Raw genomic sequence first — 22,769 nt, 5'->3', positions numbered from 1 at the left:
GGAGTCGACATGCAGGACCGGCACGACCAGGAACCCCCCGAGCGCTCGCGCACGGCCGAGCAGCACTGGGGACCGGCGGACAGCCTGTTCCCGAGGCTCCACCGGCAGAGCTCCCTGCTCGCCGCGGCGGAGGCGGTCGCGCAGGTCGACGGGCCCGGCCCGGGCGACGTCTGGTCGCGGCTCCTGCACGACTACGCCCACGCCTCCGACCGCGTCGTCTCGGTGGACGGCGACGACGAGGCCGCCACGCTCGGCTGGCTGAAGCCGCGCGGTGTGGTCTCGCTGCTGGTCACCGAGCGGTGCGACGACGACGACGCCGCCGAGCACCTGGTGGCCGCGCTCGCCGCGATGAACGCCGTGACCCTCTCCGTGCACGAGGCGCGAGCAGCACGGCTCCGTCCTCTGCTGGACGTGCTGCACCGGCTCCTGCCCGACGCGTTCGCCGAGCTGCCGGTGGACCGCAGCGCCCACTACCCGGCCGGCACCGCCGTCGCCGTGCTGGCGCCGGGCGTGCTCTACCGGGACTGGGCCCCGCCGCAGGCTCTCGCCGGCCCGGCGCACGACGACGACGACCGGCTGGCGATGCTCACCCTCTACGGGCGGATCAGACAGCTCGACGTGCGACCGTCGTGAGGGCGGCGGAGCGGAGCTCCCAGTGTGCGACGACGACCGGTGGTGGAGATGGGGGGAATCGAACCCCCGTCCATCGCTGTGATTCTGCGCCTTCTACGGGTGTAGCCGATGAGAGCGTTCTGCTCGGCCCCGACCGTTACCATCGGCGCATCGGTCGACGGGCCCAGCCCGAGTGCAAGTCCCGCGTCGCCCTCAGGCGTAACGACGCAGCAAGTCCTCTAGATGACGCCAGGATCCGGGGCGAGGACGCACCCACGGGCTGACGGACTATCTACTCTGGCTTAGGCAGCGAGAGCGAAGTCGGTGCGCTTCTGTTCGGCACCTGTGTTTTCCAGGGATCGTTGACGAGATGACCCTGGATCCTCGACCCGCTTCTCGCAGTTTCGCAGGCAATGTCGAAACCGATCATCCCCGCGAGCACTCGACGGCCCGGAGGCCGCTGGAGTGGGTCGTTCGTCGCACACTGTGGAGTTACGGGTCCTAGTCTACCTCAGCTCCGCGGGCGGTCACCCGGCGGCGGCGCAGATCGAGCAGACCCAGCACGAGCGCGAGCGCGATCAGCCCGAGGGTGACGAAGTAGCCGTTGCGGAAGGCGTCGTGGTACCGGTCCAGCCCCTCCGCCATCCCCTGCTCGCTCGCCAGGGTCGCGAAGAAGACGGCGGAGGCGCAGGCGGTGCCGACCGCGGTGCCCACGCGCTGGCCGAGCTGGCCCACGGAGCCCGCCACGCCGCCCTGCGCCGGCGGGATCTCGGCGAGGGTGAGCGTCTGGTTCGGCGACACGACGAAGCCGCCTCCGGCCCCGGCGACGAGCATCGCGGCACCCATGCCGTAGGCGGCGGTCTCGGCCGGGAGGAGCTCGGCGGCGAGCAGCACGAGCGTGAAGCCGATGACCACGAGCACGATGCCGAGCACCACCAGTGCGCGGCCGTAGCGCTGCACGAGCTTGCCGCCGTACCAGGCGGTCACCGCCGAGGTCAGCGCGAACGGGATGCTCACCATGCCGGCGAACACCGGCTCGAGGCCGAGCCCCTGCTGGAGGAAGAGCGTGGTGAGGAGGAAGGTCGCCGGGATCGCGGCGAAGTAGGAGGTCGCGACCAGGATGCCGTTGCGATAGGAGCTGGTCCGGAAGATGCGGAAGTCGATGACGGGCGTCCGCCCCGACGCGGCGTAGTGCGCCTCCCAGCGCACGAAGACGGCGGCGGCGGCCGCGGCGAGCACCAGCCAGAACCAGCGGTAGGGCGAGTCCGAGGAGGAGCCCGTGGTCAGCAGGAACGGCAGCATGAACGCGAAGATCGCGACCGCCAGCAGGAGCAGGCCGACCGGGTCGAGGGACCGGTCTCCCTCGGGCCGCGAGCGCTTCTTCGGGATGAGCTTCCAGGCGAAGACCAGCGCGGCGACGCCCAGCGGGATGTTCATCCAGAACAGCAGGCGCCAGCCGTCCTGCTCGCCTCCGATCGCGATCAGGAGGCCGCCGAGGGTCGGGCCGAAGGCGGTCGACAGGCCGATGGTCGCGCCGAAGACCCCGAAGGCCCGGGCCCGCTCGGCGCCGGTGAACATCTGCTGCACCAGCCCGAGGACCTGGGGCATCTGGATTCCCGCGGCGACGCCCTGCAGGAAGCGCGCGACGACGAGCAGCTCGATCGACGGCGCGAGCGCGCAGAGCAGGCTCGTCACCGTGAACGCGGTCAGCCCGATGAGGAACAGCAGGCGGCGCGAGCGGATGTCGCCCAGCCGACCGGCCGGCACGAGCGCCAGTCCGAAGGCGAGCGCGTAGCCCGCGACGATCAGCTGCAGCTGGCTCGCGTCCGCTCCGAGCGAGCGCTCGATCGACGGCAGGCCGACGTTGACCTTCGAGAGGTCGAGGATCGTGATGGCCGCGACTCCGACGCTCACCGCGAAGGCGCGCCACCGCGTCTTCTCGTCGGCGGCGCTCAGGGCGGCGGGGGCGCTGTTCTCGGGGGAGGTCACGCGCCCCAGTCTCCCAAAGCACGGGGCGCGAAGAAGAGGCTTGCGCGGCACCCGTCGGACAGTGCCCGCCGGGGCCTACTCGCCGAGGCGGCGGCGGGTCGACATCGCACGGTCCGCCTCGCGGCGGTCCTGGCGCTCTCGGAGGACCTGGCGCTTGTCGTAGTCCTTCTTGCCCTTGGCCACGGCCAGCTCGACCTTGGCCTTGCCGTCGCTGAAGTACAGCGAGAGCGGGATCAGCGTGTACCCGCCCTCCTTCACCTTGTTGTGGATCTTGAGGATCTGCGCCTTGTGCAGCAGCAGCTTCCGCTTGCGGCGCGGCGGGTGGTTCGTCCAGGTGCCCTGCGCCCACTCGTTGATGTGGACGGCGTCGAGCCACGCCTCTCCCCCGTCGACGAAGGCGTAGCCGTCGACCAGCGAGGCGCGGCCGGCCCGGAGGGACTTCACCTCGGTGCCGGTGAGCACGAGGCCCGCCTCGTAGGTGTCCTCGATGAGGTAGTCGTGGCGCGCCTTGCGGTTGGTCGCGACGACCTTCTGTCCCTGTTCTCTGGGCACGGCTGCTCCTCGGGTCGCGAGCGGATGAAGGGGGCGGGCATCGTCGGGGCGATGCACCGGTGGGCCGCCCCGAACGGGACAGCCCACCAGTATACGTCCGGTCCGGGATCAGACCCGCAGGTACCGCGCGATCGCGACGTTCGCCGAGACGGCGGCCAGGACGATGCCGACCACGATCAGGATCGGCACGACGATCAGAGCGTCGTCGAGTCCCACGAAGGAGGTCAGCGGGATCCGGTACGCCAGGAACCCCTGCACGAAGACCTGCACGATGGCGACCACCGCGACTCCCGCGAGGATCGAGCCGACCAGCGCGGCGAAGACCCCCTCGAGGATGAACGGGGTCTGGATGAACCTGTTCGAGGCCCCCACGAGCCGCATGATGCCCAGCTCCCGTCTCCGCGAGAACGCCGAGAGGCGGATCGTGGTGGCGATGAGCAGCACGGCCGCGACGAGCATCAGGACGGCGATGCCGATCGCCGTGTAGCTCGCCGCGTTGAGGATCGAGAAGATCTGGTCGAGGTACTGCCGCTGGTCGGTGACGCTCTCGACTCCCGAGACGCTCGACAGGCTCTCCACGATGACGTCCGACTGGGTCGGGTCCTTCAGATTGATCCAGAAGGTCTGGTTGAGCAGGTCGGGAGTGACGTACTCGGCGACCGGGTTGCCCGCGAACTGCTCCTGGAAGTTCGCGTAGGCCTGGTCGTGGTCCTCGAAGTAGGAGCGGTCGATGTACGGCGCGAGCGTGGCGCCCTCGAGCTGGCCCTGCACCGCGTCGATCTGCTCGGCGGTGGCGTCGGAGCCGCTGCAGTTCGAGCCGCCGGAGGTGGCGGTGCACATGTACACCGCGACCTGCGCCTTGTCGTACCAGAAGTTCTTCATCTGGCCGATCTGCATCTGGAGCAGGATCGCCGTGCCGACGAAGGTGAGGGAGATGAAGGTCACCAGGATCACCGAGACGACCATGGAGACGTTGCGCCGGAGGCCGCTGGCGACCTCCGACCAGATCAGTGCGAATCTCACTTGACGGGTCCTACGTTCTGCTGGTCGTCGCCGGTCTCGTCGCCCTCGCCCGCGTGGGCGCGGAGGCCGAGGCGTGCGGCGAGCGACTCCTCGGGCAGGGCGCCGGTGTCGGCGGGGAGGAAGATCGGACCGGTCTGGCTCTGCAGCTCGACGACGCGCGGGGCGGCGGCGGGCCCGGCGGCCGGCTCCGGCTCGCGCTCCGGCTCGACGGCGGCGGAGCGGCGGCCCTCGGGGACGCGGGGCTGGGCGGCGGTCTGCGAGAGGCGGGCCGGCTCGGGCGGCGGGGCCGGGGCCTCCTGGCGCAGGTCGATCTCGGGGACCTCGGCGGGCGCGAGCTCGCTGTCGATGATCGCCGGGGGCGCGGGCTGCTCGGCGACAGCGTGGTCGTCGGCCGCCACGACCACGACGCCGTCGTGGACGACGGTGATGCTCTCGGTCTGGCCGTAGCCGCCCTGGCTCTCGTCGCGGACGATGCTGCCTGCCGAGAGCTCGATGACGCGGCGCTTCATCTGGTCGACGATGCCGGCCTCGTGGGTCGCCATGATCACGGTCGTGCCGCCCGCGTTGATCCGCTCGAGCAGCGCCATGATGCCGGCGCTCGTGGTCGGGTCGAGGTTGCCCGTGGGCTCGTCGGCCAGCAGGACGGCCGGCTTGTTGACGACGGCGCGGGCGATCGCCACGCGCTGCTGCTCGCCGCCGGAGAGCTCGTGGGGCAGGCGCGACGCCTTGCCCGCGAGGCCCACCATCTTGAGCGTGTCCGGGACGGCCTCCTGGATGTAGCCCTTCGACTTGCCGATCACCTGGAGGCTGAACGCGACGTTGTCGAAGACCGACTTGTTCGGCAGCAGCCGGAAGTCCTGGAACACGACGCCCATGTTGCGGCGGAAGTACGGGACCTTGCGGCTCGAGATCTTGCCGAGGTTCTGCCCGAGCACGTGGATCGACCCGGAGGAGGGGCGCTCCTCCTTGAGGATCAGGCGGAGGCAGCTCGACTTGCCGGAGCCGGAGGCGCCGACGAGGAAGACGAACTCGCCCCGGAGGATCTCGAGATCGATGGCGTTGAGGGCGGGTCTCGTGCCGCCCCGATACTGCTTGGAGACGTTGTCGAAGCGAATCATGTCGGTACGAGGGTAAGCGACGATCCCGAAGAGTCCGCCGAGGGGGCGCGCGGCGCGTCGGTGGGGACGCGCCCGAGCCGCGCTAGGAGGACTTCCGCCAGCGGATCCCGGCGGCGATGAAGCCGTCCAGATCGCCGTCGAACACGTGCGAGGGGTTGCCGACCTCGTGGTCGGTGCGCAGGTCCTTCACCATCTGGTACGGAGCGAGGACGTAGCTGCGCATCTGGTCGCCCCAGCTCGCGGTGATGGTGCCGGCGAGCTCCTTCTTGGTGGCCGCCTCCTGCTCCTTCTGCAGCAGCAGGAGCCGCGACTGGAGCACGCGCATCGCCGCGGCGCGGTTCTGGATCTGGCTCTTCTCGTTCTGCATCGACACGACGGTGCCGGTGGGCAGGTGGGTGAGGCGCACCGCGGAGTCGGTGGTGTTCACCGACTGGCCGCCGGGGCCGGAGGAGCGGAAGACGTCCACGCGGATGTCGTTGTCCGGGATCTCGATCGCCCCGGCCTCCTCCATCAGCGGGATGACCTCGACCGCGGCGAAGGAGGTCTGGCGCTTGCCCGCGGCGCCGAAGGGGCTCATCCGCACGAGGCGGTGGGTTCCGGCCTCGACCGAGAGCGTGCCGAAGGCGTAGGGGGCGTCGATCTGGAAGGTGGCCGACTTGATGCCCGCCTCCTCCGCGTAGCTGGCGTCCATGACGGTCGCCGCGTACTTGTGCTTCTCGGCCCAGCGGAGGTACATGCGCATGAGCATCTCGGCGAAGTCGGAGGCGTCGACGCCGCCCGCTCCCGCGCGGATGGTGACCACGGCGGGGCGGTCGTCGTACTCGCCGTCGAGCAGGGTCTGCACCTCGAGCTCGCCCATGACCTTCTGGAGGGAGGAGAGCTCGGCGATCGCCTCCTGCTCGGACTCGGCGTCCTCGGCCTCGTTCGCCATCTCGACGAGCACCTCGAGGTCGTCCAGGCGCCGGTCGATCGCGGTGATCCGCGCGAGCTCGGACTGGCGGTGGCTGAGGGCGCTGGTCACCTTCTGCGCGTTGGCCGTGTCGTCCCAGAGGTCGGGGGCGCCGGCCTGCTCGCTGAGCTCGGCGATCTTCGAGCGGAGGCCGTCCACGTCGATGACGGCGCGGATGTCGGCGAAGGTGGAGCGGAGAGCAGTGATCTGCTCGGTGAAGTCGTTGTCCAGCATGGTGCGTCCAGACTACCGGGGGCCGGGGGCCGCCCTCCGGCCCGGGCGTACCCTGGGGACGGTGACCAGCACCGCTCCGCGCCCCTTCCCCGTCGGGCCGCTGCTGCTGTCGACCTTCCTCCCCACCCTCCTCTTCTCCATCGGCGAGGGGGCGATCATCCCCCTCCTGCCGGCCGCGGCCGGTGACCTCGGCGCGACACTGGCCCTGGCGGGCCTCGTGGCCGGGATGATCATGATCGGCGAGCTGGCGGGCGACATCCCCAGCGGCTGGATCGTCTCGCGGATCGGCGAGCGCGGCGCCATGCTCGGAGCCTCGGCCGCGTCGATCCTCGGGCTCGTGGTGTGCCTGCTCTCGACGTCGTGGGTCGGGCTGACGATCGGCGTCTTCGTGATCGGCCTCGCGACCGCGGTATTCGCGCTGGCGCGCCACGCGTTCATGACGTCGTTCGTCCCGATCACGCACCGCGCCCGCGCGCTCAGCGCCCTCGCCGGGGCGTTCCGCGCCGGCTGGCTGATCGGCCCGTTCCTGGCGGCCGGGGTGGTGCACCTCACCGGCTCCGTCGAGTCCGTCTTCTGGGTGCACATCGTCTGCTGCGTGGCGGCGGTCGTGGTCCTGCTGCTCGTGCCCGACCCCGCGACGGTGCTGCGGCGGGCGCAGGCCGCGGCCGACCGCGCCGCTCCGGAGGACGTGGTCGCCGCGGAGGCGTCGGCGACCGTCCCGGAGTCGCCGCAGTCGCTGCTCGGGACGCTGCGCGAGCACCGCGGGGTCCTCGCTCGGATGGGGACCGGCGCCGCCGTGATCGGGGCGCTGCGGGCGAGCCGGACGCTGATCCTCCCCCTCTGGGCGGTGAGCATCGGGCTCGCCGAGACCGACACCGCGATCATCATCGGCATCGCCGGCGCGCTCGACTTCGCCCTCTTCTACGCCGGCGGCCAGCTGATGGACCGCTTCGGCCGGGGCGCCACCGCGATCCCCTCGATGATCGGCCTCGGGCTCGGCCACCTCGCCCTCGCCGCCTCGGTGCTCGCCCTCGATCCGGTGCCCTGGTTCGTCGCCGTGGCCTGCGTGCTCGCGGCCGCGAACGGCATCGGCTCCGGGATCCTGATGACCATCGGCGCCGATCTCGCGCCCCCCGCCGATCCGGCCCCGTTCCTCGGCGCGTTCCGCTTCACCGGCGACGCGGGCAACGCCGCCGCCCCGATCGTCGTGTCGGCGCTCACCGCCCTGATCTCCCTCCCCTTCGCCGCCGTCGTGATGGGGGTGCTCGGTCTGGGCGGAGCGGGGGCGCTCGCCCGCTGGATCCCGCGGTACCTCCCCCGGGCGGCCTCCCGCGGCTGAGGCGCGGGGCCCTCCTCCTACACTGGAGCCCGCACGCGGGAGTGGTGGAATGGCAGACACGCAGGATTTAGGTTCCTGTGCCGAGAGGCGTGAGGGTTCGAGTCCCTCCTTCCGCACGGGATCGGCCGGTACGCTGAGCGCGCTCGCGTGACCGCCGACCGGCCACCGGCCCCCGTCGACTGGAGATCCGTTGAATCACGCCGCCCTCGTCCCCTGGCTCGATCCGGAGACGATCCTGACCTCGTTCGGCCCCTGGGGTGTGCTCGTGGTCTGCCTCATCGTGTTCGCCGAGACCGGACTGCTGATCGGCTTCCTCTTCCCGGGCGACACGCTGCTGATCATCACGGGCCTGCTGGCGCACGAGAACGCGTCGAACGGCGGCCTCGGCGTCCCGATCTGGGTCATCTGCCTGGCCGTCGGGTTCTCGGCCTTCGTCGGCGGCGAGGTCGGCTACCTGATCGGGCACAAGGCCGGCCCGCGCATCTTCGAGCGCAAGGAGTCCGGCTTCTTCAGCATCGAGAACGTGAAGCGGACCAACGCGTTCTTCGAGCGCTTCGGCGGCCTCGCCGTGATCCTCGCGCGCTTCGTGCCGATCGTCCGCACCTTCGCGCCGATCGCGGCCGGCGTGGCCCACATGAACTACCGCAAGTACAGCCTCTACAACCTCATCGGCGCCCTGATCTGGGGCAGCGGGGTCACCCTGATCGGGTGGTTGCTCGCCTTCATCCCGCCGGTCGCCGACTTCGTCTCGCACTACATCGACGTGATCCTGATCGGCGCGGTCGTGCTCGCGCTGGTGCCGACGCTGTTCCACTTCTTCCAGCAGCAGCGCAAGGCGAAGCTCGCCGCCGACCCCGAGACCGACTCGACCGAGTCGGCCGCCTACGTGCTCGACGCCGACACGCTGGACGACAAGCACCCGAAGTCCTGACCTCCGCCTCCGCGAGACGCCACTCCGGCACGCGGCACGCCGACAGGCGTGCACCGGAGTGACATCCCGCGGTGGGAACCCGCCGGGGTCAGAGCCGGGCGGACAGGGCGGCGAGCTCGGCGCGCAGCGCGGTGAAGGCGCGGGCGCGGTGGCTCCGGGCGTTCTTCTGCTCGGGAGCGAGCTCGGCCGCCGTGAGCGCCCCGGCCTCGGGGACGAACACCGGGTCGTAGCCGTGGCCGTTCGCACCGCGGGGAGCCGTCGCGATCGCGCCGTCCCAGCGGCCCTCGACCACCGTCTCCTGTCCGCCCGGGAGCACGGAGTCCGGCACCACGAGGGCGATGGTGCAGCTGAAGTGCGCACCGCGGTGCTCCGCCTTCACGTCGTGCAGCTGCGCCAGGAGGAGCTCGAGGTTGGCTGTCGCGTCGTGCGCGCGTCCCGACCAGCGGGCCGAGAAGATGCCCGGCGCGCCGCCGAGGACGTCGACGCAGATCCCGGAGTCGTCCGCGAGCGCCACGAGGCCGGTGTGCGCCGCCGCCGCGCGCGCTTTGATCAGCGCGTTCTCGGCGAAGCTCACGCCGTCCTCGACGGGCTCGGGTCCGTCGTAGGCGCGGACGCCGACTCCGGGGAGCGCGCCGGCCATCATGGCGCGGAACTCCTCCACCTTGCCCGCGTTGTGCGTGGCGAGGACGAGGTCCAGGCTCACGCTCCGGGCTCCGCGGCGAGCGCTTCGGCCTGGATGCGGGCGAGGTCGGCGGCACCGGCGACCGCGAGGTCGAGCAGGGCGTCGAGCTCGCGGCGGTCGAACGGGGCCCCCTCGGCGGTGCCCTGCACCTCGACGAACAGGCCGCGTCCGGTGACGACGACGTTCATGTCGGTCTCGGCGCGCACGTCCTCGACGTAGGCCAGGTCGAGCATCGGCACGCCGTCGATGATGCCGACGGACACGGCCGAGAGGCTGTCGATCAGCGGCTGCGCCTTCTGCCCCACGTACTTCTTGCCGCGCGCCCACTCGATCGCGTCGGCCATCGCCACGTAGGCGCCGGTGATCGCCGCGGTGCGGGTGCCGCCGTCGGCCTGGAGGACGTCGCAGTCGATCACGAGGGTGTTCTCGCCGAGCGCCTTCGTGTCGACCACCGCGCGCAGGCTCCGGCCGATCAGCCGCGAGATCTCGTGCGTGCGCCCGCCGACCTTCCCCTTGACCGACTCGCGGTCCATGCGGGAGTTGGTGGATCGGGGCAGCATCGCGTACTCGGCGGTGACCCAGCCCTTGCCCTTGCCCTGCAGCCAGCGCGGCACGCCGTTCGTGAAGGAGGCGGTGCAGAGCACCCTGGTGTTCCCGAACGAGACGAGCGCGGAGCCCTCCGCCTGGGTGCTCCAGCCGCGCTCGATCGTCACGGTGCGCAGCTCGTCGGGCGCCCGCCCGTCCTTGCGCGCGGCCTTCGATGCGGTGCTGTCGGTCACTCGGGTCTCCCTCGATCGTGCGGGAGCGCGGCCCGGTCGAGCTCGCGCAGGTTGATGGTGCCGGTCTCGACGAGGTCGACGCTCGAGACCTCCGGACCGAGGAAGCGGCGGGCGAGGCGGACGAAGTCGCTCGAGCCCGTCTCCTCCCACCGGTAGGTCGGAGGGGCGGCGGAGGTGCGCTGCAGGCCGTGCGCCACGAGGGTCCGGTAGACGTCGAGCGCGGTCTCCTCGGCGCTCGAGACGAGGCGGACGTCCGGCCCCATCACGTACGCGATGGCACCACGCAGCAGCGGGTAGTGGGTGCAGCCGAGGACGAGCGTGTCGACCCCCGCGGCCTTGAGCGGCGCGAGGTACTCCTCCGCCACCGCGAGCAGCTCGTCGCTCCAGGTGACGCCCGCCTCGACGAACTCGACGAAGCGCGGGCAGGCGGCGGTGAACAGCTGCAGGTCCGGCGCGGCGACGAAGGCGTCGTCGTAGGCGCGGGAGCGGATCGTCCCGACCGTGCCGATCACCCCGACGCGGCGGTTGCGGGTGTCGCGGACAGCGCTGCGGACGGCGGGCTGGATGACCTCGATCACCGGGATGCCGCGGCCGAGCGTGTAGCGCTCGCGGGCGTCGCGCATCATCGCGGCCGAGGCGGTGTTGCAGGCGATGACGAGCAGCTTGGCGCCCTGGTCGACCAGGGTGTCGAGGGTGTCGAGGGCGTAGGCGCGGACGTCGGCGAGCGGCTTGGGGCCGTAGGGCGAGTGCGCGGTGTCGCCGAGGTAGACGATCGACTCGTTCTGCAGCTGATCGATCACGGAGCGGGCGACGGTGAGCCCGCCGACTCCGGAGTCGAAGATGCCCAGCGGTGCGTCCGTCACGGAGGAACAGCCTACCCGCGCCCTGCGGCCCGGTCCCGGCCGCACGCCGCTCCCGGGCCCGGCGGCGTGCGCAAGCCCCGGCACCCGCGCCTGGGCCGCGCGGCGGCGGCCGTGGAACACTGAGCGGATGGACTCCACGGCCTTCCTCACCGACCGGTACGAGCTCACGATGGTCGAGGGCGCCCTCGGCAGCGGCACCGCCGACCGCCGCTGCATGTTCGAGGTGTTCGCCCGGAGCCTCCCGCCCGGACGCCGCTACGGCGTGCTCGCGGGCACCGGCCGGCTCCTCGAGCTGATCTCGCGCTTCCGCTTCGGCGACGACGAGCTGTCCTGGCTCCGCGAGAACCGCGTCGTCGACTCCCGCACGCTGGACTGGCTCGCCGACTACCGCTTCCGGGGCGACGTCTGGGGCTACCGCGAGGGCGAGGTCTACCTCCCGGGCTCCCCCGTGCTCATCGTCGAGGCGCCCTTCGCCGACGGCGTGCTGCTGGAGACCCTGGTGCTCAGCGTCCTCAACCACGACAGCGCCGTGGCGAGCGCCGCCGCGCGGATGATCTCGGCCGCCGACGGGCGGCCGCTCGCCGAGATGGGCTCGCGCCGCGCCGGTGAGCGGTCCGCCGTCGCGGCCGCTCGCGCCGCCTACATCGCCGGATTCGGCGCCTCCTCGAACCTGGAGGCGGGCCGCAGCTTCGGCGTGCCCACGATGGGCACCTCCGCGCACTCCTTCACCCTCCTCCACGACTCGGAGGAGGAGGCGTTCCGCGCGCAGGTCGCCGCGCTCGGCCCCGGCACGACCCTCCTGGTGGACACCTACGACGTGACAGCCGCCGTCGACCTGGCGGTCCGCGTCGCCGGCACCGGCCTCGGCGCTGTGCGCATCGACTCCGGCGACCTCCCCCAGCAGGTGGCCGCCGTCCGGCAGCAGCTGGACGCGCTCGGCGCGACCGGCACGCGCATCACCGTCACCAACGACCTCGACGAGTACGGGATCGCCGCGCTCGCGGCCTCGCCGGTCGACTCCTACGGTGTCGGCACCTCGGTGGCGACGGGCTCGGGCCACCCGACGGCGGGCCTGGTCTACAAGCTGGTCGCGCACGAGGACGACGCGGGCGAGTGGGTCGCGGTGGCGAAGAAGTCGGTCTCGAAGGCGTCGATCGGCGGGCGGAAGGCCGCCGGCCGTCTGCTCTCGGACGACGGGGTCGCCGAGGCCGAGGTCGTGCACGTGGGCGCCGGCCCCGAGGGCGCCGTCGGCGAGGGCGAGCGGGCGCTGCTCGTCCCCCTGATCGAGGACGGGACGATCCGTCCCGAGCACCTCGGCATCGAGGGAGTGGCGGCAGCCCGCGCGCACCACGCGAACGCGGTCCTCGAGCTGCCGATCGACGCGCTCCGGCTCGGCCGCGGCGAGCCCGTCATCCCGACCCGCTACGAGTGAGCGGGCGGGCGCTCACTTCATCTTCGCGTAGATCTCCTTGCAGGCCGGGCACACCGGGAACTTCTCCGGGTCGCGGCCCGGGAGCCACTTCTTGCCGCAGAGCGCGCGGACCGGCTTGCCGGTGATGGCGCTCTCGAGGATCTTGTCCTTCGGCACGTAGTGGGAGAAGCGCTCGTGGTCGCCCGGCTCGATGGACTCCTGGTTGAGGAGCTCCTCGAGCTCGCGGTCGAGCGTGGCGGTTCCTCCGCCTCCCTCGAGGGGGTCGGTGCTGCTGTTCTGGACGCGCGGAATCATGCCGACGATCCTACGCGCGGAGCCCGGGCCCGCGGCCGTGCGCTCCGGATCGGGCGGCGCTAGTAGCGGCTGGTGAACGCGACCAGCTCGGTCGCGCGGCGCTCGAACAGCCGGCCGCCGAGGAGCACGCCGAGGGCGAAGACGACCACGGCGCTGCCGAAGCCGACGAGCACGGCGTCGCCCGCCGCCTCCGGGTCGACGAACAGGGCCCGGACGCCGAGCACCACGGCCGGAGCCGAGAGGAGCAGCCCCAGGCCGAACGCGAGGGACTGCGGACCGGCGCCACTGGCTCCGGGGGCCTGGGGCTGCGTGAACGCGCTGTCGCCCGGGCGCGGAGCCGGATAGGCGAGCCGTGCCGAGACGGCGCTGGCGACGCCGGCGGGGACGAGCAGGAGGCAGGTGTTCACCGCGAGCACGACGGGCAGCGCATCGGGGAGCCCCGAGGTCGCGCTGCTGATCAGCGAGCCGAGCACGACGACCGGCACGCCGAGCAGGAGGGTCGGGAAGGCGCGGCCGAGCCGGTCCGACCAGCCGCGGACGCCCGCGGCCACGTGGAGCCAGAACGCCGAGCCGTCGTAGGCGACGTCGTTGTGCAGGAACCAGCCGAGGAACAGCGCGATCAGCGGGACCGGGAGCAGCGAGAGCAGCGGGAAGGGGACGCCGACGACCGCGAGCAGCAGCAGGGCCGCGACCGGCAGCACCGGCACGGCGACGAGCGACGCCTGGTAGCGCGGATCCCGGAGCCAGTAGGTGATGCTGCGCGCCGCGATCGCGCCGGTCCGGGTCGAGCCGAGGACGTCGAACCAGCCCAGCCGGAGGCCGCGCGGCGGCCGGTGCGTGCGCTCGGGGCGCCCGGTCAGCAGGCGGACGACGAGCCACCAGAGCGCGCCCGCCGCGACGAGCGTCGCCAGTGCCAGCAGGAGCGGGCCGAGCGCGTCGCCGGTCCGGGCGGCCGGGGCGATCATCCACGCCGCGCCGAACGGAGTGGCCCCCACCGCCGCGCCCCAGCGCTCGAGCACCGGGGTGTCCCCCGTGTCGACCAGCGCGGCGGCGCCGAGGGCTGCGGGACCGCCGAGCATCAGCACCAGGCCGAGGACGGCCAGCAGCTCGCGGGCGGTCCGGGAGGGGACGAGGGCGGCGGAGGCGGCGAGGCCGATCCGCGCGAACAGCGAGGCCGTCGCCACCGCGAGGAGCGGGCCGACCACGGCGAAGGCGCCTGCGCCCGGGACGAGCGGCGCGCTCGCGAGCCCGACCACCAGCAGGGCGAGCGTGGGGACCGAGACGAGGCCGGCCAGGGCGAGCGCCCCGGCGAGGCGGAGCGGCGGAAGGCCGAAGAGGCGGAACGCGCGCGGATCCATCGGGTCGAGCGGGCCGAGCAGGAAGGGCAGCACCAGGAAGCCGACGGAGACGAGGCCGCCGGCGGTCACGAGAGCGCCCGCCGCCGCGTCCGAGGAGCGCAGAGCGCCGATCGCCGCGATCAGCAGGGCCGTCACCGCGACGACCACGAGCACGCCCAGGACGGCGCCGGCCGAGCGCGCGGGCCCGGAGCGGAACGCGCCCAGGAGGACGTCGACCCTCAGCCGGAGAAGTCGTGCAGCCACTGCAGCCCCTCGGCGATCTGCTTGCCGCCCGCGAGCTCGAGGAAGCGCTCCTCCAGCGTCGCGGTGCCGGCGACCTCCGCGACCGTCCCGGAGGCGAGCACGCGCCCGCCGACGATCACGGCCACGTCGTCGCAGACGCGCTCGATGAAGTCGAGCCCGTGGCTGGAGAGGACGACGGTGCCGCCGCCCTCGACGAAGCGGCGCAGCACGGTGATCACGGCGGCCGAGGAGACCGGGTCCACCGACTCGAACGGCTCGTCGAGGACCAGCACGCGCGGGGCGTGGATCATCGCCGCCGCGAGGGCGACCTTCTTCGCCATCCCCGCGGAGTAGTCCGAGATCAGGCGCTCCAGCGCGTCGGAGAGGCCGAGCGCCTCGGCCAGCTCGACCGTGCGCTGCTTCGCCGTGGCGAGGTCGATGCCGCGCAGCGCGGCGGAGTAGGCGAGGAACTGGGCGCCGGTGAGCCGGTCGAACAGCCGGAGGCGGTCGGGCAGGACCCCGATCAGCGGCTTCGCGGCCGACGGGTCCTTCCAGACGTCGACGCCGTGCACGAGGACGCGGCCGGTGTCGGGTCGCAGAAGGCCCGTCATCATCGAGAGCGTGGTGGTCTTGCCCGCGCCGTTCGGGCCGATGATCCCGTAGAAGGTCCCCGCGCGGACGGCCAGGTCGATGCGGTCGACCGCCACCGTCCTCCCGAAGGTCCGGGTCAGCTGGTGCAGCTCGAAGACGACGGGCGAGGCGCCGTCCGGATCCGCGGCACCCTCAGCGGGCTCGGCGTTCGTCACGGACGTCATCCGGCTACGGTACCAACTCGCCCGCGGGCCCCCGACGCCCGCGCCGACGCCCGGCGACACGGCGAGAGGTCAACCACCCTGGCCCCGGGGGGCGTGAACTGTACACTAGGTCTCTACCCGAGGAGTCGATCAGATCGAGACGCAGCGGTTAATTCGAGGAGAACACACGATGATGCACACAGGTTCGACGAGCAGCAGCCCCGCCACCGTCGTCATCCTCGCCGCAGGGATGGGCAGCCGGCTCGGCCGCTCCCTCCCCAAGCCGCTCACGCCGCTCAGCGACGGGCGCACGATCATGCAGCAGCAGTTCGACAACATCCACCACGCCTTCGGCACGAAGGTCCCGGTGAGCATCGTCGTCGGCTACAAGCTCGAGCACATCATCGAGGCCTTCCCCTCGGCGACGTTCGTCTACAACGAGCAGTACGACCAGACCAACACCTCCAAGAGCCTCCTCCGCGCGCTGCAGGCGAGCGGGCAGGGCGGCGTGCTCTGGATGAACGGCGACGTCGTCTTCGACCCGCGCATCCTCGACCGGGCGGCCGCGCTGATCGCGAAGGACGTCTCCTTCGTCACCGTCAACACCTCGAAGGTGTCGGACGAGGAGGTCAAGTACACGACGAGCGCCGAGGGCTTCATCCAGGAGCTCTCCAAGACGGTGCGCGGCGGCCTCGGCGAGGCGGTCGGGATCAACTACGTGTCCGCCTCCGACAAGGCCGCGCTGGTGCGCCAGCTCGCCCGGGTCGACGCCCAGGACTACTTCGAGCGTGGCATAGAGTTGGCGATCGAGCAGGACCGCCTGCTCGTCGAGCCGATGGACATCTCCGACCTCTACGCCGTCGAGGTGGACTTCGCCGAGGACCTCGAGCGCGCGAACCTCTTCGTCTGACGCTCCCGGCTCCTCCCCCGGCTCGAGCGGAGCCGACGGGAGGAGTCGCGCAGTGAGCACGGCCGACACCCTCGCGACCGAGACGGCCCTGCGCCACCGGCGCTCCCGGGCCTGGCGCTACCGCCACTCCCTCTGGCTGCTCACCAGGCGCGACCTCACCGTCCGGTACGCCACGAGCGCGCTCGGCTACGTCTGGTCGGTTCTCGACCCGCTCGTGATGTCGGGCATCTACTTCTTCGTCTTCACCGTCGTCTTCCAGCGGACCGTCGGCGAAGACCCGTACATCGTCTTCCTGCTCGCAGGCCTGCTGCCGTGGATGTGGTTCAACCAGGCGACCTCCGACGCGACCCGCGCGTTCCTCCGCGAGGCGAAGCTGGTGCGGTCGACGTCGATCCCGCGGACCATCTGGGTCGGGCGGATCGTGCTCTCGAAGGGCATCGAGTTCGTGGCGAGCCTGCCGGTGCTGGTGCTCTTCGCCGTGATCGCCGGCGCGCACCTGACCTGGGCGGCGCTGCTGTTCCCCGTGGCGATCCTGCTGCAGGCGGTGCTCACGCTCGGCGTGGGTCTGCTGGTGGCCCCCCTCGTGGTGTTCTTCCGCGATCTGGAGCGGGCCGTGAAGCTCGTCCTCCGGTTCCTCTTCTACGCGTCGCCGATCATCTACTCCACGGCCAACCTGCCGGAGCAGATCCGGCCGCTCGCGGCGCTCAACCCGCTCAGCGGGATCTTCGCCCTCTACCGCTCCGCGTTCTTCGAGAGCGAGCTCGACGTCCCGCTCATCCTCGCCTCCGCGGGCATCTCGGTGCTCGTGCTGGCGCTGGGCCTCGTCGTCTTCCGCCGCTCCGAGCGCGCGGTGCTGAAGGAGCTGTGATGGCCGACGCCCCGGTGGTCATCGAGTGCCGCGGCCTCGGGATCCGCTTCCGCCGCAACCGGCGGGGCCGCCGCTCCTTCAAGGACCTCTTCGCCGGCCGCTCCCGCCGCTCGCGGCCCGGCGAGTTCTGGGCGCTGCGCGGGCTCGACGTGCAGGTGCGGGCGGGCGAGGCCATCGGTGTCGTCGGCCGGAACGGTCAGGGCAAGTCGACGCTGCTCAAGCTCGTCGCCGGCGTCGTGCTGCCGGACGAGGGTGCGGTGGAGGTGCGCGGGGGCGTCGCTCCGCTCATCGAGATCACCGGCGGCTTCGTGGCCGACCTGAGCGTCCGCGAGAACGTCTACCTGACCGCGGGTCTCCACGGGATGTCCAAGCGCGAGGTCGACGCGCGCTTCGACTCGATCATCGAGTTCGCCGAGATCGGCGACTTCCTCGACACCCCCTACAAGCACCTCTCGAGCGGGATGAAGGTGCGCATCGCCTTCTCCGTCGTGTCGCGGCTCGAGGAGCCGATCATCCTGGTGGACGAGGTGCTCGCGGTCGGCGACAGGGCGTTCCGCGAGAAGTGCTACGCGCGGATCGAGGAGCTGCTCGCCTCCGGCCGCACCCTCTTCTTCGTCTCGCACAACGAGCGCGACCTCCGCCGCTTCTGCACGCGCGGGCTCTACCTGGACAAGGGCCGCCTGGTGCTGGACGCGCCGATCGAGGAGGTGCTCGCGCGTTACGCTGAGGACTACGCGCCGACACCGCGGAGCAGCACGGCGCCGGCCGAGGGCCCGCCCGTCCAGGGCACCGTCTCCGACGGCTGACCCCTCCCGCACGCGGCACCCGAGGACGCAGGAGTGCACGACATGGCCCAGAAGGACCGCAAGCGCGAGCGCGCCGTGGAGAGGGCCGGCGAGGTGGAGCAGGCCGACGGCTCCGAGAACGCGCAGCTGGCGAAGCTGCTCGACCGGCTCCTCGCGGTGCAGCGCCCGGCCGTGCTGGCGAACATCCGCCTGCTGCGGCGCCGGCGTCCCGGGGCGACTCCGGAGCAGATCATCACGTCGCTCGAGCGGCAGTACCTCTCGAGCGTGGCCGCGGGAGGCGCGGCGATCGGGGCGACCGCCGTCGTCCCCGGCATCGGCACGGCCGCCTCGGTGGCTCTCTCCGGCGCGGGAGCCGCAGGGTTCCTGGAGGCGAGCGCGCTCTTCGCGCAGTCGGTGACGGAGGTGCACGGGATCCCGCTCGAGGACCCGGACCGCGCGCGGGCCCTCGTGCTCACGCTGATGATGGGCTCCTCCGGCAGCGAGATGGTGCGCCAGGTGGCCGGGCAGGCCGTCGGCGGGGGCAGCGGCCTCAACCAGTACTGGGGCTCCGTGGTCACGAAGGGCCTGCCGTCCTTCCTCGTGGGCGAGCTGGCGGACCGCGCCAAGAAGTCCTTCGCCAAGCACTTCCTCGCCCAGCAGGGCGCGGGCCTGATCGGCCGGGCGATGCCGTTCGGGATCGGAGCGGCACTGGGCGGCGTCGGCAACGCGATGCTCGGCCGCAAGGTGATCCAGAGCGCGCGCGATGCGTTCGGGCCGGCACCGCAGGCGTTCGGCAACACCCTCGTGCTCGAGCCGACCCGTGCCGAGCGGAAGGCGCTGGCCGCCGCGCCGGCCGAGCCGCTGGCGCTGTTCGTCCGCGACTACGGCGGAACGGGCGAGCGGACGGCGCTCCTCCTCCACGGCCTCGGCTCCGACTCCCGGATCTGGTACGCCCTGGTCCCGACGCTGCACGAGCACGGCTACCGCGTGGTGGCCCCCGATCTCGCCGGTCACGGCGGCTCGCCGGCGTCGCCCGTGTACTCGCCGGAGCGCTGGGCGTCGGACGTCCGCGCCTCGGTGCTGCAGACCCCCGATCTCGTCATCGGCCACGGCCTCGGCGCCGTCGTCGCCACCCGGCTCGCCCCGGAGTACGGCGCCGACCGGCTCGTCCTGCTCGACCCCGCGTTCTCGGACGCCCGCGGACTGACGAGCGCGCTCCACCGCGGCGGCTCGGTCGCGCACGTCGAGAAGGGCGACGCCGGCTCCCTCCGCCACCGCCACCCGATCTGGACGGACGAGCAGATCGAGCTCGACGTGTCGGCCCACGCGCTCTGGGAGCAGGACTCCGCCGGCGGGCTGACGGCACGGGGTGCGGCCGAGGCCCCCGAGACGTTCCCCGTGCCGACGCTCGCCGTGATGCCGGAGGACCCGCTGGGCCACGGCTCGCTGGGCGGCGTCCTCGCCGCCCGCGGCGTCGAGGTGCGGACCGTGCCGGGGGGTGGGGCCTCGATCCTCCGTGAGGACCGCGCGGCGCTGATCGCGGCGCTGGAGGACCGGATCTAGCTCAGACCATCCTGCTCGGCGCGGGCCGCGCGCTGTGGTCCGGAGCCGTCGGAGGCGTTCGGTCAGCGTTCCCGAGGCCGGCGCCCGGGCCCGACGAGCGGCATCCCGAGCACGGTGCGGACGAGTCCGCCGCCGTCGCGGTCCTCGGCGATCACGCGGAGGCCGGTCTTCTCGGCGACGCGCCTCGAGGCGGCGTTGTCCGGGTGCACGAGCGCCACGAGTCGTCCCGCGAGGCGGTGGGCGAGCGCGAGGTCGCGGCAGGCCGCAGCCGCCTCGGTGGCGTAGCCGCGGCCGTGCAGACCGGCCCGCACGTGGTAGCCGACCTCGAGCTCGATCCCGCCGTCGACGCGCTGCCAGGTCAACCCGCAGTCGCCGACGAACTCGCCGTCGAGGGTCTCGACGATCCACAGCCCGAAGCCGTGCTCGCGGTAGTTGCGCCGGTTCCACTCGATCCAGGCGGCTGCCTGCTCGCGGTCCTTCGGCGCGGGGTAGTACCGCATCACGACCGGGTCGCCGAGCAGGTCCGCCATGTCGGGGAGGTCCTCGGCGGTCATCTCACGGAAGCGCAGCCGGGCGGTGGCGGCGGGGATCATCGGGTCAGGCTGCTCGGCCTGCGACTGCGGAGACGGCGACCGGGACCGTCGTCGAGCGCTCGATCCATCCGGCCGCCGCCCCCGGCCCTACTTCTCCGCCTTGGCGGCGGCCTTCGCGGCCTGCTTGGTGGCGCGGACCTTCGTCAGCGACTCCGGAGAGACGATGTCGGCGACGGAGCGGAAGGCGCCCTCCTCTCCGTACGCGCCCGCGGCCGAGCGCCAGCCCTCCCCCGAGAATCCGCGCTGCTTGCCGAGCAGGGCGAGGAAGATCCGCGCCTTCTGCTCGCCGAAACCGGGCAGCGCCTTCAGACGCGCGAGGACCGTGCGGCCGTCGGGCTCGTCCCGCGTCCAGACCGCCGCGGCGTCGCCGTCCCAGTCGTCGACCAGAGCGCGGCAGAGGACCTGCACGCGCCCCGCCATGTTCGCCGGGTAGCGGTGGATCGCGGGCGGAGTCCGGCAGAGCTCCGAGAACGCGTCCTCGTCGAAGCCCGCGATCGACGCGGCGTCGAACGAGGCGCCCTCCGCCTCGAGGCGCTCCTCGATCTTGCGGGGCCCGGAGAAGGCCGTCTCCATCGCGACCTGCTGGTCGAGGAGCATCCCGATCAGCAGCGCCAGCGGGTCGCGGCTGAGCAGCGCGTCGGCGTCGGGATCGTCGGTGATGTGCAGGGCGGAGTCGCGGGTCATCCTCCAGGGATACCACGGACGGCCCCGGCGGCGAGCGCGCGGACGGTCCGGTCGACGAGGTCCAGCGCCGCAGCGAGCTCGAGGTCGCCGACATGGCCGTAGCCGAGGACCAGCGCCTCGGTCGCAGCCCGTCCCGACAGGGCGTACTCGTGCAGAGTGGCGACGAGCAGTCCCTCCCGGAGCAGCGCGGCCGCGACGGCGTGCGCGTCCAGAGGCGCGGGCAGGGAGAGGACGACGTGCAGACCCCCGTCGAGTCCGCTCGCGCGCCCCCACGGCACCGACTCCCCGAATGCGTGGACCAGCTCGCGGCGGTGGGCGTAGCGCCGTCTCGAGCGCGTGAGATGCCTCCGGAACGCCCCGCTCGCCATGAACTGCGCGAGCGCCGCCTGCGTCGGACCCGAGGCGGAGGCGTCCTTCTCGTCGTCGAGGCCGGTCAGCGCCCCGCGGAGCCAGGACGCCCGCGGAACGGCCAGATAGGCGATGCGGAGCCACGGCGAGACGGTCTTCGAGAACGACCCGACATGGGCGACTCCGCCGCCGGAGTCGAGCGAGGCGAGCGCGGGCAGCGGGGCGCCGACGTAGCGGAACTCGCTGTCGTAGTCGTCCTCCACCACGAGCAGGGGGCCGGCCGACGCGCGGCGCACCAGCTCCAGGCGCTCGGCGAGGGCGAGCCTGCCTCCGGTCGGGTACTGGTGCGACGGAGTCACGACGACCACGTCCGCGCCGGAGCTCGCGAGAGCGTCGAGGTCGATGCCGTCGCCGCGCACCGGGACGCCGACGACCTCGTGCCCGTCGGCGCGCAGGCGGCGCCGGACGGCCGGGTAGCCGGGGTCCTCGACGGCGACGCGCACCTCGCGTCCGAGCGAGGCCGAGGCGGTGCGGGCCAGGAGCGCGACGGCGCCCGCGGTGCCGCTGGTCACCACCACGTCCGACGCCTGCACGTCGACGCCGCGGGACCGGCGCAGCTGCTCGGCGATCCGCTCCCGCAGGGCCGGGTCCCCGGAACCCCGAGGAGGCGCCGAGGGCGGCGAGGCGAGCGCCAGGCGCCAGGCGGCCCGCCACTCCGGGGTGTCGAGGGCGCGGGTGTCCGGCCGGCCCGGCCTCAGGTCCGCCGCGGCGGGCGGGACGACGGTCTCCCGGGACTCCGGCCGCGGCTCCTGCGGCGCCGGCGCCAGCAGTCCGTCGGAGGCGACCGTCACCGCTGCGCGGGGGTGGGCGACGAGGTAGCCCTCCCCCACCAGCTGATCCACCGCGGCGACGACGGAGCCCCGCGAGACGCCGAGCCGCTCGGCGAGCACGCGGCTCGACGGGATCGGATCCCCCGCCCGGTAGCGCCCGTCCAGCACCGCCTGACGCAGCGCCTCGGCGAGCCCGGCGCGGACCGAGCCGCGCGGCGACGGCCCGAGGAGGAGCGGGATCTCCAGATCGCCCGACGCCATCGACCGCTCCGCTCTGGACCACTCCGATCGCGGCCCAGTGGCATCCTGGCAGATCCAGTCGGCGCGGGACGATTCCGACATGGACAGCCTCCCCGTCACCGACCGCACCCGCGTCTCCCGTCTCCGCGACCGCCAGCGCACCGATCCCGCCGAGCTGCACGCCCTGCTCGACGAGGCGCTCGTCGCCCACGTCGCCGTCGTGCGGGACGGCGCCGCGATCGTGCTGCCGATCCTCTTCGCCCGCGACGGCGACTCCCTCCTGCTGCACGGGTCGAGCGGCGGAGGACTGCTGCGGGAGGCGGCGCGGCACTCGCTCCTCACCGCCTCGGTCACGCTGGTCGACGGACTGGTCGTCGCCCGCTCCACCTTCGACAGCTCGATGAACTACCGCTCGGCGATGGTGATCGGCCGGGCCGAGGCGCTGGAGGGCGAGGAGAAGGCGCGGGCCCTCGATCTGCTGGTGGCACGCCTCCTCCCGGGGCGCGACGAGGAGGTGCGAGCGAGCACCGCCCGCGAGATCGCGGCCACGCTGGTGCTGCGCCTCCCCCTGGCCGAGGCGAGCCTGAAGGTGCGCGCGCACGGAGCCGGCGACGAGCCGGAGGCCGGGGTCTGGGCGGGCGTCGTGCCGCTGGTCACCCGCACGCTCGCGCCGGTGCCGGCGGAGGAGGGCGTCGCGGTCCCGGAGTCGGTCCGCCGCTTCAGCGCTGCGGTCGACGGCGCGGTGCCGCCCTGGCGCTGAGCGGACCGGCCGTCGCG

Annotated in this window: 23 protein-coding genes, 1 tRNA gene and 1 other RNA gene; 10 read left to right on the top strand and 15 right to left on the bottom strand. The window is 72.7% G+C overall.

Annotation, left to right across the window (positions count from 1 at the left end; genetic code table 11):
- Window positions 1-9: 9 nt before the first annotated feature.
- On the top strand, window positions 10-633 hold the full coding sequence (locus C5C46_RS12935) for a hypothetical protein (protein WP_104226969.1): 624 nt from the start codon (window positions 10-12) through the stop codon (window positions 631-633).
- A gap of 40 nt (window positions 634-673) precedes the next feature.
- On the opposite strand, the gene ssrA is transcribed toward C5C46_RS12935, so the two are convergent.
- From ssrA to prfB, 6 genes are all read right to left on the bottom strand, one after another.
- Window positions 674-1,046: a transfer-messenger RNA gene (gene ssrA, locus C5C46_RS12930) on the bottom strand.
- Between the two features lie 67 nt (window positions 1,047-1,113).
- Entirely contained in the window at window positions 1,114-2,601 is a 1,488-nt protein-coding gene (locus C5C46_RS12925; protein WP_104223557.1) for an MFS transporter, read from the bottom strand.
- Window positions 2,602-2,676: 75 nt separating this feature from the next.
- A complete protein-coding gene (gene smpB / locus C5C46_RS12920) occupies window positions 2,677-3,153 on the bottom strand; it encodes an SsrA-binding protein SmpB (protein WP_104223558.1) in 477 nt (158 codons plus the stop codon).
- Window positions 3,154-3,261: 108 nt separating this feature from the next.
- The gene (ftsX, locus tag C5C46_RS12915; RefSeq protein WP_104223559.1) at window positions 3,262-4,176 is read right to left on the bottom strand and encodes a permease-like cell division protein FtsX; all 915 of its coding nucleotides are present in this window, start codon (window positions 4,174-4,176) and stop codon (window positions 3,262-3,264) included.
- Window positions 4,173-5,294, bottom strand: a complete 1,122-nt coding sequence (gene ftsE / locus C5C46_RS12910; RefSeq protein ID WP_104226968.1) for a cell division ATP-binding protein FtsE — start codon at window positions 5,292-5,294, stop codon at window positions 4,173-4,175. The genes ftsX and ftsE overlap by 4 nt, the downstream gene beginning before the upstream one ends.
- Window positions 5,295-5,376: 82 nt before the next feature.
- Window positions 5,377-6,477 (bottom strand): peptide chain release factor 2, encoded by a 1,101-nt coding sequence (gene prfB, locus C5C46_RS12905; protein WP_104226967.1) that lies wholly within the window; start codon window positions 6,475-6,477, stop codon window positions 5,377-5,379.
- Window positions 6,478-6,538: 61 nt separating this feature from the next.
- Here prfB and C5C46_RS12900 point away from each other — a divergent pair, with 61 nt between their 5' ends.
- From C5C46_RS12900 to C5C46_RS12890, 3 genes are all read left to right on the top strand, one after another.
- Window positions 6,539-7,816 carry an MFS transporter gene (locus C5C46_RS12900; RefSeq protein WP_258059482.1) on the top strand — a complete coding sequence of 426 codons (1,278 nt, stop codon included), beginning with the start codon at window positions 6,539-6,541 and terminating at the stop codon, window positions 7,814-7,816.
- Between the two features lie 35 nt (window positions 7,817-7,851).
- A tRNA-Leu gene (locus C5C46_RS12895) sits at window positions 7,852-7,932 on the top strand.
- Window positions 7,933-8,006: 74 nt separating this feature from the next.
- The gene (locus C5C46_RS12890) at window positions 8,007-8,747 is read left to right on the top strand and encodes a DedA family protein (RefSeq protein ID WP_104223563.1); all 741 of its coding nucleotides are present in this window, start codon (window positions 8,007-8,009) and stop codon (window positions 8,745-8,747) included.
- Between the two features lie 88 nt (window positions 8,748-8,835).
- Here the strand turns inward: C5C46_RS12890 and rdgB are convergent, their stop codons facing one another.
- From rdgB to murI, 3 genes are read right to left on the bottom strand one after another with little or no spacing between them, the layout of a single operon-like run.
- Entirely contained in the window at window positions 8,836-9,450 is a 615-nt protein-coding gene (gene rdgB / locus C5C46_RS12885; RefSeq protein WP_104226966.1) for an RdgB/HAM1 family non-canonical purine NTP pyrophosphatase, read from the bottom strand.
- Complete coding sequence (rph, locus tag C5C46_RS12880) at window positions 9,447-10,208, bottom strand: ribonuclease PH (RefSeq protein WP_104223565.1); 762 nt, start codon at window positions 10,206-10,208, stop codon at window positions 9,447-9,449. The genes rdgB and rph overlap by 4 nt, the downstream gene beginning before the upstream one ends.
- Window positions 10,205-11,071, bottom strand: coding sequence for a glutamate racemase (gene murI / locus C5C46_RS12875; RefSeq protein ID WP_104223566.1), 867 nt, complete (start codon window positions 11,069-11,071; stop codon window positions 10,205-10,207). The genes rph and murI overlap by 4 nt, the downstream gene beginning before the upstream one ends.
- Window positions 11,072-11,198: 127 nt before the next feature.
- Between murI and C5C46_RS12870 the strand changes: the two genes are divergently transcribed.
- A complete protein-coding gene (locus C5C46_RS12870) occupies window positions 11,199-12,503 on the top strand; it encodes a nicotinate phosphoribosyltransferase (protein ID WP_104226965.1) in 1,305 nt (434 codons plus the stop codon).
- Window positions 12,504-12,515: 12 nt separating this feature from the next.
- On the opposite strand, the gene C5C46_RS12865 is transcribed toward C5C46_RS12870, so the two are convergent.
- The 3 genes from C5C46_RS12865 to C5C46_RS12855 are packed head-to-tail and all read right to left on the bottom strand — an operon-like array spanning window position 12,516 to window position 15,192.
- Window positions 12,516-12,797, bottom strand: coding sequence for a DUF3039 domain-containing protein (locus C5C46_RS12865; protein WP_104223568.1), 282 nt, complete (start codon window positions 12,795-12,797; stop codon window positions 12,516-12,518).
- Window positions 12,798-12,856: 59 nt separating this feature from the next.
- Window positions 12,857-14,398: an ABC transporter permease gene (locus C5C46_RS12860; RefSeq protein ID WP_104226964.1), complete on the bottom strand. Its 1,542-nt coding sequence runs from the start codon at window positions 14,396-14,398 to the stop codon at window positions 12,857-12,859.
- The gene (locus C5C46_RS12855) at window positions 14,374-15,192 is read right to left on the bottom strand and encodes an ABC transporter ATP-binding protein (RefSeq protein WP_104223570.1); all 819 of its coding nucleotides are present in this window, start codon (window positions 15,190-15,192) and stop codon (window positions 14,374-14,376) included. Before C5C46_RS12855 ends, C5C46_RS12860 begins: the two co-directional genes overlap by 25 nt.
- A gap of 172 nt (window positions 15,193-15,364) precedes the next feature.
- Between C5C46_RS12855 and C5C46_RS12850 the strand changes: the two genes are divergently transcribed.
- From C5C46_RS12850 to C5C46_RS12835, 4 genes are read left to right on the top strand one after another with little or no spacing between them, the layout of a single operon-like run.
- Window positions 15,365-16,081 carry an NTP transferase domain-containing protein gene (locus C5C46_RS12850; protein WP_104226983.1) on the top strand — a complete coding sequence of 239 codons (717 nt, stop codon included), beginning with the start codon at window positions 15,365-15,367 and terminating at the stop codon, window positions 16,079-16,081.
- A gap of 52 nt (window positions 16,082-16,133) precedes the next feature.
- Window positions 16,134-16,949 (top strand): ABC transporter permease, encoded by an 816-nt coding sequence (locus tag C5C46_RS12845; protein WP_374953048.1) that lies wholly within the window; start codon window positions 16,134-16,136, stop codon window positions 16,947-16,949.
- The gene (locus C5C46_RS12840; RefSeq protein ID WP_104226963.1) at window positions 16,949-17,755 is read left to right on the top strand and encodes an ABC transporter ATP-binding protein; all 807 of its coding nucleotides are present in this window, start codon (window positions 16,949-16,951) and stop codon (window positions 17,753-17,755) included. Before C5C46_RS12845 ends, C5C46_RS12840 begins: the two co-directional genes overlap by 1 nt.
- Before the next feature lie 42 nt (window positions 17,756-17,797).
- The gene (locus C5C46_RS12835; RefSeq protein WP_104226962.1) at window positions 17,798-19,297 is read left to right on the top strand and encodes an alpha/beta fold hydrolase; all 1,500 of its coding nucleotides are present in this window, start codon (window positions 17,798-17,800) and stop codon (window positions 19,295-19,297) included.
- 62 nt (window positions 19,298-19,359) lie between these two features.
- On the opposite strand, the gene C5C46_RS12830 is transcribed toward C5C46_RS12835, so the two are convergent.
- The 3 genes from C5C46_RS12830 to C5C46_RS12820 all read right to left on the bottom strand — a co-directional run bounded on the left by C5C46_RS12830 (window position 19,360) and on the right by C5C46_RS12820 (window position 22,013).
- Window positions 19,360-19,890, bottom strand: a complete 531-nt coding sequence (locus C5C46_RS12830; RefSeq protein ID WP_104226961.1) for a GNAT family N-acetyltransferase — start codon at window positions 19,888-19,890, stop codon at window positions 19,360-19,362.
- 87 nt (window positions 19,891-19,977) lie between these two features.
- On the bottom strand, window positions 19,978-20,574 hold the full coding sequence (locus C5C46_RS12825) for an HhH-GPD-type base excision DNA repair protein (RefSeq protein WP_104226960.1): 597 nt from the start codon (window positions 20,572-20,574) through the stop codon (window positions 19,978-19,980).
- Window positions 20,571-22,013 (bottom strand): PLP-dependent aminotransferase family protein, encoded by a 1,443-nt coding sequence (locus tag C5C46_RS12820; protein ID WP_181136525.1) that lies wholly within the window; start codon window positions 22,011-22,013, stop codon window positions 20,571-20,573. The genes C5C46_RS12825 and C5C46_RS12820 overlap by 4 nt, the downstream gene beginning before the upstream one ends.
- 79 nt (window positions 22,014-22,092) lie before the next feature.
- On the opposite strand from C5C46_RS12820, the gene C5C46_RS12815 reads away from it, so the two are divergent.
- A complete protein-coding gene (locus C5C46_RS12815; protein ID WP_104226958.1) occupies window positions 22,093-22,752 on the top strand; it encodes a pyridoxamine 5'-phosphate oxidase family protein in 660 nt (219 codons plus the stop codon).
- Window positions 22,753-22,769 lie beyond the last annotated feature (17 nt).

Origin of the sequence: Rathayibacter sp. AY1E6 (assembly GCF_002931115.1) — a bacterium.
Taxonomy (GTDB): Bacteria; Actinomycetota; Actinomycetes; order Actinomycetales; family Microbacteriaceae; genus Rathayibacter.
The sequence above is the reverse complement of the archived record's forward strand: the minus strand, read 5'-3'. Positions and strand labels throughout refer to the sequence as shown.